Here is a 16,100-nt window from a genome sequence, read left to right as displayed (position 1 = left end):
ATATATTCACTTTTTCCGATGTTTTCTTTGATTTTTTTATCTATTTACGTTAAACTATTTAAATATGAGAAAAAAGATTCATCCAGCTATTATTTTTACTTTATTTACTATATTTATAGCTATTTTGATCCTCAATAGACCAACTTATGAAGACCATCCCGTCAAGTCAAAACCAAATGCTGTCCAGGTTGAAAATCAGGCCTTGCATAATCTTGACAAACCTATTATTGATGTCTCTGGTTGGCAAAGACCTGAGGAAATCAACTACGATACCTTGTCTCAAAATATTTCAGGTGTTATTGTTCGCGTCCACAATGGGGCTCAACATACTGAAAAAAATGATGCCGCTTATGCCAATGGTATTGATAAAGCCTATAAAAGTCATATTACAGAATTTCAAAAGCGTAATGTCCCAGTTGGAGTCTATGCCTATCTAGCTAGCCCCAGCAAGGAAGAAATGGAAAAAGCCGCTGAAGTTTTCTATAATGCTGCTTCTCCTTACAACCCTAGTTACTATTGGTTGGACGTGGAAGAAAAAACAATGTCTGATATGAATGAAGGGGTTGAAGCCTTTCGTGCTAAACTGGAATCTTTAGGTGCTAAAAACATCGGCATCTATATTGGAGTTTACTTCATGCAAGAACACAGTATCAATACAGATAAGTTTACTGCTATTTGGATTCCTTCCTACGGGACAGACTCTGGTTACTTTGAAACAACACCCAATACCAGTTTAGACTACGACCTCCATCAGTATACTTCAAAAGGAAGAATTGCTGGATTTGAACATCATTTAGATATTAATCTTATTTCTACCTTGAAGGAAAAAGAAGAAACCTTCAGAAAACTATTTTTAAGACCATAAGACAAGTGAAAATTGCTCTCTTTTTCACTTGTTTTTTCATTTTCTTCTCGTCTGTGTTATAATTGATAGAATAGAGAAAGAATTTTATGAAATTGAGGATTTTATGATGTTTTCATGGATTGCAAGAGTTATTAAGGGAATCGTCATCGCCTTAGGATTTATCCTACCTGGAATTTCAGGTGGTGTTTTAGCAGCTATTTTGGGAATTTACGAGCGAATGATTAGCTTTCTGGCTCATCCCTTTAAGGATTTTAAAAATAATGTCCTATACTTTATCCCAGTAGCAATCGGGATGTTGCTAGGCATTGGTTTGTTTTCTTATCCAATCGAGTATCTGCTTGAAAATTACCAAGTATATGTTTTATGGAGTTTTGCTGGAGCTATCATCGGTACGGTTCCTAGCCTCCTTAAAGAATCTACTCGAGAATCTGATCGTGACAAGATTGACCTAGTCTGGTTCTGGACTACCTTTATCCTTTCAGGCCTAGGGCTCTACGCGCTAAACTTTGTTGTTGGTTCTCTCAGTGCTAGTTTCGCTAGTTTTATCTTAGCGGGTGCTCTTTTAGCTCTAGGTGTCTTGGTGCCTGGTTTAAGTCCGTCAAATCTACTCTTGATTTTAGGGCTGTACGCTCCAATGCTAACTGGTTTTAAAACCTTTGATTTATTTGGTACCTTCCTTCCTATCGGAATTGGTGCAGGTGCAACCCTCATCATTTTTTCAAAATTAATGGACCACGCCTTGAACAACTACCACTCCCGTGTGTATCACTTTATCATTGGGATTGTGCTATCAAGTACTCTCTTGATTTTGATTCCAAATGCTGGAAGTGCTGAAAGTATCCAATACACTGGGCTTTCCATTGTGAGCTATGTTCTCGTTGCCTTCTTCTTTGCGCTTGGAATTTGGCTTGGTATCTGGATGAGTCAGTTGGAGGATAAGTATAAATAATGGCAAAAAAAGTCAAGATTAAAAAAACCTTGGTCGAACAAATCTTGACCAAGGCAGGTATTGACCATACTGGTATTCAAATCAATGCGCTTGAAGGAGAACTTCCTCCTGAATACTTCAGAAACCATATCTTTAAAACCTTGGCTCTATTAGGGGACAAAACAGGGCCAATCATCGGAATCGTTCCCATAACAGAACACCTCGCTGAGAAAAAACTAGCAAAGGTTTCTGGTAATAAAAAAGTCAGCATGATTCCTCAAAAAGATCTAGAAAAAACGACAGGCTATATTCATGGGGCTAATAACCCCGTCGGCATTCGCCAAAAACACAATTATCCTATTTTTATTGATCAGACTGCTTTGGATTTAGACCAAATGATTGTCTCTGCTGGAGAAGTCGGGCACAGTATCATCATCCGACCTCAAGACTTAGCCAGCTTTGTAAAAGCGGACTTCGCTGATATCTTGGAGGAAAACAACTGATGAAACTCTACTTTGTCCGTCATGGTCGCACCCTCTGGAATCTTGAAGGACGTTTTCAAGGTGCTAGCGGTGACTCTCCCCTTCTTTCAGAGTCCGTTGACATCCTAAAACAACTGGGCCAACATCTAAAGGAAATTCCTTTTGATACGATTTATTCTAGTGATTTACCCAGAGCAGTTAAGTCTGCTGAAATTATCCAAAGTCAACTCCAGTCCCCTTGTCCTTTAAAGAGCATTCCTGACCTACGTGAATGGCAACTTGGAAAACTAGAGGGATTAAAAATAGCTACGCTCAATGCCATCTACCCACAACAAATCAAGGCCTTTCGCTCTAATCTGGCTCAGTTTGATACGAGGATGTTTGAAGCCGAATCTCTCTACTCTACGACTCAGCGAACCATTCAGTTTATCAAATCTCTGAAAGAAAGTCCGGCTGAAAGAATTTTGATTGTCGGGCATGGGGCAAATCTCACTGCTAGCCTACGCACTCTCTTAGGCTATAAAGAGGCTCACCTTCGCAAAGATGGAGGCTTGGCAAATGCTAGTCTGACAGTTTTAGAGACCAAGGATTTTGAAACCTTCACTCTGGAAAGATGGAATGACACTTCCTATCAAGAAAAATAATGGAACTTGATCTTAATAGTCAAGTTCTTTTTAGTTTTCAAAGAATATCCGTGAATTTCTCTGCTATTTATGATAAAATGGGAGTATCGCAAAAAATGACTCATCGTATCAAATTTTGAGTAAAATTAGGAGGAACCCATGTCTACAGAACATATGGAAGAACTAAATGACCAGCAGATCGTTCGCCGTGAAAAAATGGCTGCGCTCCGTGAGCAAGGAATCGATCCCTTCGGAAAACGTTTTGAACGTACTGCTAACTCTCAAGAACTAAAAGACAAATTTGCAGAACTTGATAAAGAACAATTACATGAATTAAATGAAACTGCTACTATCGCTGGACGCTTGGTGACCAAACGTGGAAAAGGAAAAGTTGGCTTTGCCCATCTTCAAGACCGAGAAGGTCAAATCCAGATCTACGTTCGTAAAGATGAAGTTGGTGAAGAAAACTACGAAATCTTCAAAAAGGCTGACCTCGGTGACTTCCTTGGTGTCGAAGGTGAAGTCATGCGTACAGATATGGGAGAACTTTCTATCAAGGCAACTCACATCACACACTTGTCTAAAGCACTTCGCCCACTTCCTGAGAAATTCCACGGTTTGACAGACGTTGAAACCATCTATCGTAAACGTTACCTTGACTTGATTTCTAACCGTGAAAGCTTTGAGCGCTTTGTCACTCGTTCAAAAATCATCTCTGAAATCCGTCGTTATCTAGATCAAAAAGGTTTCCTTGAAGTGGAAACACCTGTTCTTCACAATGAAGCTGGTGGTGCTGCTGCTCGTCCATTTATCACTCACCACAATGCCCAAAACATTGACATGGTGCTCCGTATCGCGACTGAGCTTCACTTAAAACGTCTTATCGTTGGTGGTATGGAACGTATCTATGAAATTGGCCGTATCTTCCGTAACGAAGGAATGGACGCCACTCATAACCCTGAGTTCACTTCTATCGAAGTTTACCAAGCTTATGCTGACTTCCAAGATATCATGGACTTGACGGAAGGTATTATCCAACACGCTGCTAAGGCAGTTAAGGGTGATGGTCCAGTTAACTACCAGGGCACTGAAATCAAGATCAACGAACCATTCAAACGTGTTCACATGGTTGATGCTATCAAGGAAATTACTGGTGTAGATTTCTGGCAAGACATGACTTTCGAAGAAGCTAAAGCTATCGCGGCTGAGAAGAAAGTCCCAGTTGAAAAACACTACACCGAAGTTGGTCACATCATAAATGCCTTCTTTGAAGAATTTGTCGAAGAAACATTGATTCAGCCTACCTTTGTTTATGGTCACCCAGTAGCTGTATCTCCACTTGCTAAGAAAAATCCTGAAGACGAGCGCTTTACTGACCGTTTCGAGCTCTTCATCATGACTAAAGAATATGGAAATGCCTTCACAGAATTGAACGATCCAATCGATCAGCTTAGCCGATTTGAAGCCCAAGCAAAAGCTAAAGAACTTGGTGATGATGAAGCAACAGGTATCGACTACGACTACATTGAAGCCCTTGAATATGGTATGCCACCAACAGGTGGTTTGGGTATCGGTATCGACCGTCTCTGCATGCTCCTCACTGATACAACTACTATCCGTGATGTATTGCTCTTCCCAACAATGAAATAATACTCTTCGAAAATCTCTTCAAACCACGTCAGCGTTTCCTTGCCGTAGATATATGTTCCTGACTTTGTCAGTCTTATCTACAACCTCAAAACAGTGTTTTGAGCAGCCTGCAGCTAGCTTTCTAGTTTGCTCTTTGATTTTCATTGAGTATAAACCCTTATCCTCTGGTACTTGCCAGAGGATTTTTCGTTGCAAAAAGAGGCTGAGAAAAAACTCAATCTCTTTTCTTATTCTTGATTTTTAACTTGACTGGTGGCTACATCTTCCCCAAACCATTTCTGGCTGATTTCCTGGAATTTTCCTTCTTGGTATAGTGAGATAAAGGCTTGATTCAAAGCAGCTAGCAAAGTTTTATCAGCAGGTCTAACACCTACTGCAAAAGCTTCACTTTCAAATCCAGCTGAAAAGACATTGTAGTCATTTAATATTCCTTCAGACTGGAGATAATAATTGGCATATACCCGGTCAATCAACAAGGCATCAATCCGATCGTTTTTCAAATCAATTAAGGCTTCATTGAAACTTTGGTATTGATTGGCCTTCTGGTCTTTCACTCGATTCTTGAGTAGTTCTGGTTGTCCTTCAAAATTCAAATAGCCAGAAGATCCAGCCTGGGCCCCTAAAACTTTGTCAGTCATATCCTGAACTGAGTGAATATTTTGAGACTTTTTAGAGACCAAAACTTGTTGATTTTCCATGTAAGGAATGGTAAAGGCAACCTTCTCTTTCCGTTCATCTGTTGCTGTATAGCCATTCCAGATGGCATCAATGGTACCATTTTGTAGTTCGGTTTCTTTCATATCCCAGTCGATGGGTTGAAATTTAATCTGAATTCCTAGCTTTTCAGAAACAGCTTGGGCTAGGTCGATATCAAAGCCCGCATACTGGCCATTCTTTTCCTCAAATCCCATGGGAACAAATGTATTGTCAAAACCAATGGTAATGCTACCCTGCTTTTGATATTTGGCCCAATTATCCTGATTTGGATCACTTGCCTTCTGAGTACAAGCCGTCAGGAAGAAGCTAAAGAACAGAGCAAGTACAAGGGCAATTTTCTTTCTCTTCATAGGCACCTCCTAGTCCTACTTTGGATCAACCTTATGGATCTGATCAGCAATGTTTTCCGCAAACTGAAGATCGTGGGTCACAACAATCTGAGTCATCCCACGCTCTTTATTTTGAAGGATAAGTTTTTCTACTTCTAATCGCAATTCTGGATCTAAGGCCGATGTAGGTTCATCATATCCAATAATTTCTGGGTTAATCATCATAGCACGTGCTAAGGCCACCCGTTGTTTTTGCCCACCTGAAAGTGAAAATGGAAAGGCATCTGCATGCCCAGCTAACCCAAGTTGTTCTAACAAACCACGCGCCTTCTTCTCAGCAACTTCCTTCTCCATGCTCATTGTTTTTATAGGCGACAGAGTTAAGTTATCTAGAACTGACAAATGCGGAAAGAGTTGAAAATCTTGGAAAACAAATCCCAGAAGATTGCGCTTTTCTAGTTCGTCTATAGCTAGCGATTCGCCGTTATAGTAGATTTCCCCCGAATCGATGGTTTCCAATCCAGCTAACATACGTAATAGGGTTGTCTTGCCGCCTCCTGATGGACCTACGATTGCAAGGATTTGCTTTTCAGGAATAGATAGGCTAAAGTTGGTTAAGATTTGTTTGCCAGCAAAGGCCTTGTTAATGTTTCGTAATTCTAACATAGCAATCCTCCTATCTGTAATAACTGTACTTCTTCTCAAGTTTTTTCGCTACAATGGTTACAAGACCAATCATAATCAAATAAATCGCTCCAGCTAAAAACATAGGAACAAGACTGGCATCTCGATTGGCTGCTGTCCGACTTGCCAAAATCAAATCTGAAATCCCAAGGGCATAAACCAATGAAGTATCCTTGACCAAACTCATGATTTCATTAAAAACACTCGGTAAGACAATCTTTGTCACCTGAGGAAGTATGATATAGCGAACTGTAGAAAAAGGGCTAAATTTTAACACTTTTGCGGCTTCATACTGCCCTTTGGGTATGGTTTCAATCCCTCCACGAAAGATTTCTGCAAAGTAGGCTGCATAGTTCAATACAAAAGCAATCACAGCAGCAGGCAAACGATCTAAACGTATCCCAATGCTAGGGAGAACATAGTAAATAAAGATTAATTGCAAGAGCAAGGGAGTCCCTCGCATCACCCAAATATAAAGGTCAATCAGATAATGGAGGGGTTTCCAACGAACTTGCAAAGCAAAGGCAACGACAATACCTAAAGGAATTGAAAAGATCAAGACCAGAGCAAAGACTTGAAGAGTCATACTTGCACCGTTCAATAAACTTGGTAATATCTCAAACATATAAGACATACTGCACCTCCTAAAAATTATTGTTCCTATTATAGCATAAATAAACAATTTAGCAAGAGTTTTTGTAAAAAAAATCTATTTTTTCAAAAAAAAACGTATCTGCCAAATTGACGGATACGTTCTTTTAGAGAGATAACTTTTAAAGTGTTTCTAAGAGTTCTTGCATCTGAACATCATCTGGAACGAGTTTTAAATAAGCTTCAGCTTGTACCTTGGCTTCTTCAAAATACCCCAATTCACGCAAAAGATAAGTATACTGCTCCAGAAATTCAGGATTATCCTTGAGATCAAGCGATAGTTCCTGATAGAGCTCATAGGCCCTATCTAAATCCTCGATTTCATGGTAAGAACGGGCAATCATCCATTTGGTCAAGAGATTTTCAGGTTCTTGACTTTGGAGAGCGATGATATCTTCGTACCGCTCTTGTTCCATATAAATGGTTGCAAGGCGAAGAAATATTTCTTCTGTATCCTCTGCATCTTCTTTTGCAGTAAGGAGAAACTGCTCTGCACTACCAGGATCATGTAATTCATACGAAAACTGAGAAGCAGCAAGCAAGAGCCGAGTTTCAAATGGATTTTTCTCCAAACCTTGTTTAACGATACGAAGGGCTTCTTCCACCTGATGTTCCTTATGTAAGGCTTGACTATAGCCATATTCATATCCTTCAAAATCAGGTGAAATGGTATCAATTTGCTTAAAGTAAAGAACAGATTTTTGATACTCTTCCTGGTCAAAGTAAAGGCTAGCCAGTTCAAAGGCAGTTTGGTCATCGTATTCTAGTTCTAAAGCTTTCTCTAAGAATTCAGTTGCGACTTCAAACTTGCCTAACTGGGCATAAGCGTAACCAATTCGTTGATAGGTTGAGACACCCGTTTGCTCATAGATGGAGCGATTGTCTAATTGAGCATAGCCCTGAATGGCTTCCTGATAATTCCCTAACTCGCTATCCAACTCAGCAAAACCAAAAACTAATATGGGATCATCTGAATAATTTAAGGCTTCTAGTAATTTTTCACGTGCTACATCCGTCAATCCTTCCAACTGATAGAGGTCTGCCTTCAAGGCCAAGGCCGATACGTACCAGTCACTTTCGGGTGTGATTTCCTCAAGGTAAGCAAAGGCTTCCTCAACATTGCCATCCTCGCTAGCAATGCTGGCTAAGTTCAGATTCACTTCTGGAAATTCTGTAACGATATCTTGGTAAATTTCTTTTGCTTGAGGATAAAAGCCAATTCCCTCTAGATAGCTTGCTAGTTCGTAAAGAACTTCACTTGAATCTGTTTCGAGGGCTTTGTGAAAATACTGATCCGCTTTGATTAAATCCTGTTCATCCAAAGCCTGGAGCATGTGTTGACTATTGTTCACTCTTGATTTCCTCCCCTTCTTCTTCATACAAACCGCTGACTTTTTTATACCAGTTAAAGATAGCTGAGATAACGACCTTGGCAGAAGCATAGACAGGAATTCCCAGCAAGACTCCCCAAATACCAAACATAGAACCTGAAGTTAGGAGAACAAATAGGACATTGATGGGATGGATGTTTAGCTGACTACCTAAAATAAGCGGAGAAACGAAGCGACCTTCAATCGTTTGTTCAACAATAAAGACAATAATCACTTTCAAAAGCATCACAGGTCCTGCTATCAAGCCCAAAACCAAAGCAGGCAACATGGCAAGAAAACTACCCAGGTAAGGTACTAGATTGAGGATACCAGCCGTGATCCCCAGAGTCACAGCATATCTGAGACCAATAATCTTAAAGAAGATAATAAACATAATTGCCACGATAATAGCAACTGTAACCTGCCCTCTAACATAGTTTGACAACTGTTTATTAACATCTGACAAAACTTGTCCGACAGGTTCTTTTAACTTGTTTGGGATAAACTTAGTCAAATAGTCTCGTAGACCTTTCCCATCTCTCAAAAGATAAAAGAGCATGAAGGGTACGATAATAACCGCAACAATGACCTGGGAAACGCTACTGATAAAGGCGCTAACCCAGTTAACAGCTTGAGAAGAGATTTTGCTGGCCCACATGGTCGCCTCACTAGAAACATTGGAAAGAACCTGCTCCAACTGTGGTCTAAAATCATCTGGCAAGCGTTTGGTTACAAGGTCATTGATCACCTTATCAGCATCTTCCAGGTATGTCGGCACATTCTTCGCAAAATTTAAGACTTGACGTTGCAGATTAGGAATTGCGACTGCCAATCCCCAAATGATAAAGAGTCCGATAATGACAAAAACAATACTAATGGCAAGAACACGATTGATCTTGTGCTTCTCCATCCAGTCCACAATCGGATTGAGGAGGTAATAAAGTAAACCAGATAAAATAACTGGCAACATGACAACCCCTAAAAAGTCCAATACCGGTAAAAAGATAAAACTAATCTTACTTAGAATAAAAATGTTTAGCCCCAGTAACAAGGTTACTAAAAATACAGTGATGGCTTTATTATCTAAAAACCACTTAAAAAACCAAGATAGGCTAAAATGTTTCTCTTTATGTTCCATAAATACATCCTTTCTGTCGTTCTCTCATTATACCATTTTTAGACTAAAATAACTCTTTTTTAAAGTGCTTACATGAATGAATCTAGTGCTTCATGACTGCCATTTTGTGGTATAATGAACTTATCATTATTAAGAGGTATGGACATGAAAGAAACTGTTTATTTTGGAACTTACACTCGTCGCTTATCTAAAGGGATATACAAGGCAGATTTTGATACAGAAACAGGCCAGCTTGCAAATCTTGAACTCTTTGCTGCTGAACCAAGTCCGACCTACCTTGCCTTTGACCAACAGCAACACTTATACACCGTAGGGAGTCAGGATGGCTTGGGGGGAATCGCTGCATACAAGACAGATGGCACTTTGCTAAATCATGTAGTTGAAGAAGGCGCTCCACATTGCTATGTGGCAGTGGATGAAAAGCGTAGTCTTGTTTATGGAGCCAACTACCACAAAGGTCAAGTTCTGGTTTATCAGCGCCAAGCAGATGGTAGTCTCATCCAAACGGATCTGGATCAGCATAGTGGACATGGTCCTCATGAAAACCAAACTTCTCCACATGTACACTTTACGGATCTAACACCTGATCAGTATCTCGTCACATGTGACCTAGGTACTGACGAGGTGACGACCTATGATGTTAGCCCAGAAGGAAAACTAAGTAAGCTCCACACTTATCACAGCCAGTCTGGAGCAGGTGCTCGCCACATCGTTTTCCACCACCACTATAAGATTGCCTATCTCATTTGCGAACTAAATAGTACCATTGAAGTCTTGATTTACGATGGGGTTGGTGAATTTGAACGCATGCAAGTCATTTCAACCTTACCAGACGGATACGAAGATTTCAACGCTACTGCTGCTATTCGTCTTTCAAAAGATGGAAAATACCTTTATGCATCCAACCGAGGTCATGATTCCATTGCCGTCTATACAATCCTCGCTGATGGTAGCTTGGAATTATTAGAGATTGTACCAAGCCATGGTAAAAATCCACGTGATTTCGACCTAACTCCTGATCAAGAGTTTCTCATTGCTGTTCATCAAGATTCTGATAACGCAACCGTCTTTAAGCGCAATCCTAAAAGTGGTCGTCTTGCAGAGCTTTCTAACGACTTCCATGTCCCTGAAGGAGTCTGTATCAACTTTCCACATTAAAAAAAATGAACTTGAGTTTCAAGTTCATTTTTTTATAGTCTATTTCCGACATTGATACGGTTGATAGCACGTTGCAATGCGATTTTTGCACGACGTTCTTGGTCAATCAAATGCTTGTCATGGGCTTCTTCGATTTCTCGTTCAGCGCGAAGTTTCGCACGTTCTGCCCGACTGATGTCAATATCACGAGCACGCTCTGCTGAGTCTGCTACAATGGTAATGATATCATTAGCAATCTCGATAATTCCTCCGTTCACTGCTATCCAGTTCACATGAGTATCATCATCGATACGTTTTACCTTTACTTCATCAACCGCTAGAACCGCAATCATATTTTCATGTCGTGGCAAGATCCCCATCTCACCATCCAGAGTTCGTACCGATACAAAGCTGGCATGGTGATCATAGACGAGGCCATCTGGTGTCACGATCTGGACAGTTAAATGAGCCATAGATCACCTCTTAAAATCCCATTTTCTCTGCCTTAGCAATGACGTCTTCAATTGAACCGACACCACGGAAGGCATCTTCTGGTAGCTGGTCATGTTTTCCTTCAAGGATTTCCTTAAAGCCACGAACTGTTTCCGCTACTGGTACATAAGAACCAGGTTGACCAGTAAATTGTTCTGCAACGTTAAAGTTTTGAGACAAGAAGAACTGGATACGACGGGCACGAGCAACCAAGGTCTTTTCTTCATCAGAGAGTTCATCCATACCAAGGATAGCAATGATATCTTGCAATTCATGGTAACGTTGAAGGACACGTTTAACCTCAGCAGCAACTGCGTAGTGCTCCTCACCAACAATCTCAGGTGCCAAGGCGCGTGAGCTTGAAGCTAGAGGGTCAACGGCCGGGTAGATACCCAACTGTACCAACTTACGTTCCAAGTTTGTTGTTGAATCCAAGTGAGCGAAAGCTGTTGCTGGCGCAGGGTCAGTGTAGTCATCCGCTGGCACATAGATAGCCTGGATAGAGGTTACAGAACCCTTCTTAGTTGATGTGATACGTTCTTGCAATTGACCCATTTCTGTAGCAAGTGTTGGTTGGTAACCAACGGCTGATGGCATCCGACCCAAAAGGGCAGATACTTCTGAACCAGCCTGAGTGAAACGGAAGATATTGTCAATGAAAAGAAGCACATCTTGGCCTTCTACATCACGGAAGTATTCGGCGATTGTCAAACCAGTAAGGGCAACACGCATACGTGCTCCTGGTGGTTCATTCATCTGACCAAATACCATGGCTGTTTTCTCGATAACGCCTGATTCTTTCATTTCCCAGTATAGGTCGTTCCCTTCACGAGTACGTTCCCCAACACCGGTAAATACTGAAATACCACCGTGTTCTTGGGCAATGTTGTGAATCAATTCTTGGATCAAGACAGTTTTACCAACTCCGGCACCACCGAAAAGTCCAACTTTACCACCTTTAAGGTATGGGGCAAGAAGGTCGATAACCTTAATCCCTGTTTCCAAGATTTCAGATGAGGTAGACAATTCATCAAAAGTTGGAGCTTTCTTATGAATTGGCTGACGCTCAGCGTCCTCAGCGAAAGGAGCATCCAAGTCAATGGTATCTCCCAAAACGTTGAAGACACGTCCCAAAGTTTCTTTACCTACTGGAACGGAGATTGGACGGCCTGTGTCCAAAACTTCCATTCCACGAGTCAAACCATCTGTTGATTCCATGGCGATCGTACGGACCATACCATCACCCAACTCCAAGGCTACTTCAAGGACGATTTTTGTTTTTCTTTCGTCATTTTTGTAGACGACAAGTGCATTGTTAATCTCAGGAAGTGTTTCCCCTGCTGCAAACAAGACGTCTACAACGGGTCCGATAACCTGAGCAATTTTACCTGAACTCATCTCCTTCTCCTATTCTATATAAGATACTATCGGTTCCTAGCTCAACTAGGTCCTAATACTCTTCGAAAATCAAATTCAAACCACGTCAGCATCGCCTTACCGTACTCAAGTACAGCCTGCGGCTAGCTTCCTAGTTTGCTCTTTGATTATCATTGAGTATAAGTTCATTTTGATACCTACAGGGTAAAGCCTTATTCTAAGGCACTAGCCCCCGCTACGATTTCTGTAATTTCTTGTGTAATCGCCGCCTGTCTAGCACGGTTATACTGGATTGTCAAATCATTGATGACCTTCTTAGCATTATCGGTCGCCGTTTGCATGGCTGTCATACCTGCAGCATTTTCAGCTGTCTTGGCATCAATAATAGCCCCGTAAATCATACTTTCAGCATACTGTGGCAACAATTGCTCTAGAATCTCATCACGGCTCGTTTCCAACTCAAATGTCAAGCTATACTCTTCATCCGCTTCATTTGGATCCAAGTCAACAATCGGAAGCATTTGTTCCACACGCATTTGACTTGTGAGAGTATTGACATGATGGTTGTAGCAGACGTACAATTCATCAAAAAGTTCGTTTTGGTACATATCAATCGTTTTTGAAATAATTTTACGAACTTCATCAAAACTAGGTTGATCTGCCAAGCCACGTAGTTCATAGATTGGCTGAATACCACGAGCCTTAAAGAAATCAGCTCCCATACCACCGATACAGATTATCTCAAAATCTTTACCATCTGGATGGTATTCTTCTTTCAACTCCATAACGGCTTTAAGGATGGAAGCATTATAACCTCCAACCAAGCCACGGTCTGAAGTAATAACGATATAGCCTGTTTTCTTAACTGGGCGACTGATGAGCATCGGATTGGTTGAACCACCAGATCCGTTACCATGCAAAATATCCGTTAAAAGCTTACGAACTTTCTGAGCGTAAACTTGGAAGTTGCGCGCTGCTTCTTCAGAGCGACCTAACTTGGCAGCCGATACCATTTGCATAGCATTAGTGATTTGACTCGTATTTTTGGTTGAGGCGATTTTTGTTTTAATATCATTTAGAGATACTGCCATCTGAAACCTCTATTCTTATTGGAAGCTGGATTGATTGAGAAACTCTGTAATCGCAGCATCCAAGACTGCTTCTTCTGGCAAGTCTTTTGTTTCACGAATGGTTTCCAAAATCTCTGGATAATGAGCATCAAAGAAAGTATGGAACTCTTCCTCAAAACGAACAATGTCATCTACTGGAATCGTATCCAAGAAACCATGTGTCAAAGCATAGAGAATGGTTACTTGTTTCTCAACAGGTAGTGGTTTGTGAACAGGTTGTTTCAATACTTCCACAGTACGACGTCCACGGTTTAACTTAGCCTGTGTTGCTGCATCCAAGTCAGAACCAAACTTAGTGAAGGCTTCCAACTCACGGTATGAAGCAAGGTCGATACGAAGTGTACCAGCTACTTTCTTCATGGCTTTGATTTGTGCCGAACCACCTACACGGGATACAGACGAACCCGCATCGATGGCTGGACGAATACCCGCATTGAAGAGACCATCACCAAGGAAGATTTGTCCGTCAGTGATAGAAATCACGTTGGTTGCGATATAGGCAGAGATATCTCCTGCTTGTGTCTCGATAAATGGTAGGGCTGTAATAGATCCACCACCAAGCTCATCAGAAACTTTAGCTGAGCGCTCAAGCAAACGACTGTGAAGGTAGAAAACATCCCCTGGGAAGGCTTCACGACCTGGTGGACGACGAAGCAAGAGAGAAAGCTCACGATAAGCGACCGCTTGTTTTGAAAGATCATCATAAACGATCAAAACATGCTTCCCTTGGTACATAAACTCTTCTGCCATAGCTACTCCAGCATATGGAGCTAGGAAGAGCAATGGAGATGGTTGTGAAGCAGAGGCTGTCACAACGATTGTGTAGTCCAAGGCACCGTACTGACGAAGTGTTTCTACTTGCGTACGGACTGTTGATTCTTTTTGTCCAATCGCTACATAGATACAGATCATATCTTGCCCTTTTTGGTTCAAGATTGTATCAATCGCAATAGTTGTTTTCCCTGTCTGACGGTCACCAATAATCAACTCACGTTGACCACGACCAATCGGTACTAGGGCGTCAATAGCTTTCAAACCTGTTTGTAATGGTTCTGATACAGACTTACGTTGCATAACACCAGGAGCTGGCGCTTCTACTGGACGAGTTTTATCAGTATGGATGTCACCAAGACCATCAACCGGACGACCAAGTGGGTCGACAACACGTCCGATTAGACTGTCCCCCACAGGTACTTCCATGATTTTACCTGTACGGCGAATGGTATCACCTTCACGAATATCTGTAAAGTCTCCAAGGATGATAATCCCAACGTCAGTAGACTCCAAGTTTTGCGCCATCCCATAAGAGCCGTTTTCAAAGATCAACAACTCTCCACTCATGGCATTTTCAAGACCGTGAGCACGCGCAATTCCGTCCCCGATATAGGTTACAACACCTGTTTCAGACACATCAAAATTGGGTTTGAAATTTTCAATTTGTTGCTTAATTAAAGCGCTGATTTCTTGTGCGTTAATTGCCAAAAGAACACCACTTTCTATTTCAAATTTTCTTTAACAACTCGAAGTTGTTGTTTTATACTCACATCAATTGTCTTGTGATTAGCAAAAATAACAAAACCACCAATGAGTCCTTCATCAATTTGTTCTTTAATACTCCGTACTTTCAGAGACATTTTTTTCTCTATCAAGGGAAGCAAACATTCCTTCTGTTCATCTGTTAAAGGATGAGCTGAGGAAATCGTGACTACAAAATGATTGGTTTCTCTTTCAAGACGATTCAAACAATCAACAATGATATCATAAAAAAGATTTGCTCTGTGATTGTAAATCAGAACCTGAATAAAGTTTTGCATTAAAGGTGAGACAGAGTCTTGAAAAAAACCAACTGTTTTTTCCTTATCAGACTCATCAACTGCCACCTGAGCTAAAAAAGAAGGTAAGCCCGTTTCTTCTGCGACTTGCTTGATTTGATCCAAGTCTGAAAAAATCCGGTCCTCTTCTCCTTTTTCAATCACTAATTGGACAAAAGGCATGCTGTACTTTTCAATTACCTTTGCTGTTTTCTTGTCCATTAGGCTTCTCCTAGCTGATCGATATACTGATCAATGAGTTCCTTATGAGCATGACTGTCAAGGTTTTTTGAGATGATTTTACCAGCGAGGCTAATCGTCAAATCTGCAACCTCTCCCTTAACACTTTGCAAAGCTTCAGCTTTATTCTGAGCAATTTCTTGATTCGCCTTCTCTTTTAAGCGACCTGCTTCTACTTTAGCATCTGCTAAAATATCTGCTTTACTTTTCTCTGCAGTCTCTTTAGCATTTTCAATGATTGTTTTGGCTTCGTTGCGACTACCAGCCAATTCATCTTCACGTTTTTGGGCAAGAGTTTCTGCTTTTTGACGAGCTTGTTCAGCTCCATCAATATCAGCAGCAATTTTATTTGCCCTTTCTTCGAAGACACTTGTCAAGTTTGACCACGCATATTTCTTAACTAAGACAATCAAAAGGATAAAAGAGCCAGCGATTAAAATAAAGTTACCAATTAATTCACCTACTGTTACGTGCAT

General features: G+C 40.9%; 17 protein-coding genes. 6 read left to right on the top strand and 11 right to left on the bottom strand.

Annotated features, from left to right (window positions below):
* Window positions 1-64 precede the first annotated feature (64 nt).
* The 5 genes from B7721_RS06565 (at window position 65) to lysS (ending at window position 4,548) form a co-directional block, all read left to right on the top strand.
* A complete protein-coding gene (locus B7721_RS06565) occupies window positions 65-865 on the top strand; it encodes a glycoside hydrolase family 25 protein (RefSeq protein ID WP_001227574.1) in 801 nt (266 codons plus the stop codon).
* Window positions 866-971: 106 nt separating this feature from the next.
* On the top strand, window positions 972-1,814 hold the full coding sequence (locus B7721_RS06560; protein ID WP_084878871.1) for a DUF368 domain-containing protein: 843 nt from the start codon (window positions 972-974) through the stop codon (window positions 1,812-1,814).
* Window positions 1,814-2,296 carry an aminoacyl-tRNA deacylase gene (locus B7721_RS06555; protein WP_084878141.1) on the top strand — a complete coding sequence of 161 codons (483 nt, stop codon included), beginning with the start codon at window positions 1,814-1,816 and terminating at the stop codon, window positions 2,294-2,296. Before B7721_RS06560 ends, B7721_RS06555 begins: the two co-directional genes overlap by 1 nt.
* Window positions 2,296-2,919 carry a histidine phosphatase family protein gene (locus B7721_RS06550; protein ID WP_084878139.1) on the top strand — a complete coding sequence of 208 codons (624 nt, stop codon included), beginning with the start codon at window positions 2,296-2,298 and terminating at the stop codon, window positions 2,917-2,919. Before B7721_RS06555 ends, B7721_RS06550 begins: the two co-directional genes overlap by 1 nt.
* Before the next feature lie 138 nt (window positions 2,920-3,057).
* Window positions 3,058-4,548, top strand: a complete 1,491-nt coding sequence (gene lysS, locus B7721_RS06545; RefSeq protein ID WP_084878137.1) for a lysine--tRNA ligase — start codon at window positions 3,058-3,060, stop codon at window positions 4,546-4,548.
* A gap of 227 nt (window positions 4,549-4,775) precedes the next feature.
* On the opposite strand, the gene B7721_RS06535 is transcribed toward lysS, so the two are convergent.
* The 5 genes from B7721_RS06535 to B7721_RS06515 form a co-directional block, all read right to left on the bottom strand.
* On the bottom strand, window positions 4,776-5,615 hold the full coding sequence (locus B7721_RS06535) for an amino acid ABC transporter substrate-binding protein (protein WP_000823418.1): 840 nt from the start codon (window positions 5,613-5,615) through the stop codon (window positions 4,776-4,778).
* Window positions 5,616-5,630: 15 nt separating this feature from the next.
* The gene (locus B7721_RS06530; protein WP_084878134.1) at window positions 5,631-6,260 is read right to left on the bottom strand and encodes an amino acid ABC transporter ATP-binding protein; all 630 of its coding nucleotides are present in this window, start codon (window positions 6,258-6,260) and stop codon (window positions 5,631-5,633) included.
* Between the two features lie 10 nt (window positions 6,261-6,270).
* A complete protein-coding gene (locus B7721_RS06525) occupies window positions 6,271-6,912 on the bottom strand; it encodes an amino acid ABC transporter permease (RefSeq protein ID WP_000121157.1) in 642 nt (213 codons plus the stop codon).
* A 139-nt stretch (window positions 6,913-7,051) separates the two neighbouring features.
* Window positions 7,052-8,281 (bottom strand): tetratricopeptide repeat protein, encoded by a 1,230-nt coding sequence (locus tag B7721_RS06520; protein WP_162283482.1) that lies wholly within the window; start codon window positions 8,279-8,281, stop codon window positions 7,052-7,054.
* Complete coding sequence (locus B7721_RS06515) at window positions 8,271-9,437, bottom strand: AI-2E family transporter (RefSeq protein WP_000400294.1); 1,167 nt, start codon at window positions 9,435-9,437, stop codon at window positions 8,271-8,273. Before B7721_RS06515 ends, B7721_RS06520 begins: the two co-directional genes overlap by 11 nt.
* Window positions 9,438-9,581: 144 nt before the next feature.
* Between B7721_RS06515 and B7721_RS06510 the strand changes: the two genes are divergently transcribed.
* Window positions 9,582-10,595: a lactonase family protein gene (locus tag B7721_RS06510; RefSeq protein ID WP_084878132.1), complete on the top strand. Its 1,014-nt coding sequence runs from the start codon at window positions 9,582-9,584 to the stop codon at window positions 10,593-10,595.
* 32 nt (window positions 10,596-10,627) lie between these two features.
* Here the strand turns inward: B7721_RS06510 and B7721_RS06505 are convergent, their stop codons facing one another.
* The 6 genes from B7721_RS06505 to atpF all read right to left on the bottom strand — a co-directional run bounded on the left by B7721_RS06505 (window position 10,628) and on the right by atpF (window position 16,100).
* Window positions 10,628-11,047, bottom strand: coding sequence for a F0F1 ATP synthase subunit epsilon (locus B7721_RS06505; protein ID WP_000940836.1), 420 nt, complete (start codon window positions 11,045-11,047; stop codon window positions 10,628-10,630).
* 10 nt (window positions 11,048-11,057) lie between these two features.
* A complete protein-coding gene (atpD, locus tag B7721_RS06500; RefSeq protein ID WP_000094372.1) occupies window positions 11,058-12,464 on the bottom strand; it encodes a F0F1 ATP synthase subunit beta in 1,407 nt (468 codons plus the stop codon).
* A gap of 191 nt (window positions 12,465-12,655) precedes the next feature.
* Window positions 12,656-13,534 (bottom strand): F0F1 ATP synthase subunit gamma, encoded by an 879-nt coding sequence (locus tag B7721_RS06495; RefSeq protein ID WP_061587114.1) that lies wholly within the window; start codon window positions 13,532-13,534, stop codon window positions 12,656-12,658.
* A gap of 15 nt (window positions 13,535-13,549) precedes the next feature.
* Window positions 13,550-15,055, bottom strand: coding sequence for a F0F1 ATP synthase subunit alpha (gene atpA, locus B7721_RS06490; RefSeq protein WP_000996617.1), 1,506 nt, complete (start codon window positions 15,053-15,055; stop codon window positions 13,550-13,552).
* A 14-nt stretch (window positions 15,056-15,069) separates the two neighbouring features.
* A complete protein-coding gene (locus B7721_RS06485) occupies window positions 15,070-15,606 on the bottom strand; it encodes a F0F1 ATP synthase subunit delta (protein WP_084878130.1) in 537 nt (178 codons plus the stop codon).
* A complete protein-coding gene (gene atpF / locus B7721_RS06480) occupies window positions 15,606-16,100 on the bottom strand; it encodes a F0F1 ATP synthase subunit B (RefSeq protein WP_000558543.1) in 495 nt (164 codons plus the stop codon). Before atpF ends, B7721_RS06485 begins: the two co-directional genes overlap by 1 nt.

The sequence above is a fragment of the Streptococcus oralis subsp. oralis genome, assembly GCF_002096445.1.
Taxonomy (GTDB): Bacteria; Bacillota; Bacilli; order Lactobacillales; family Streptococcaceae; genus Streptococcus; species Streptococcus oralis_N.
Note: the sequence above shows the minus strand (reverse complement) of the source record. Positions and strands in the feature narration are given on the sequence as shown.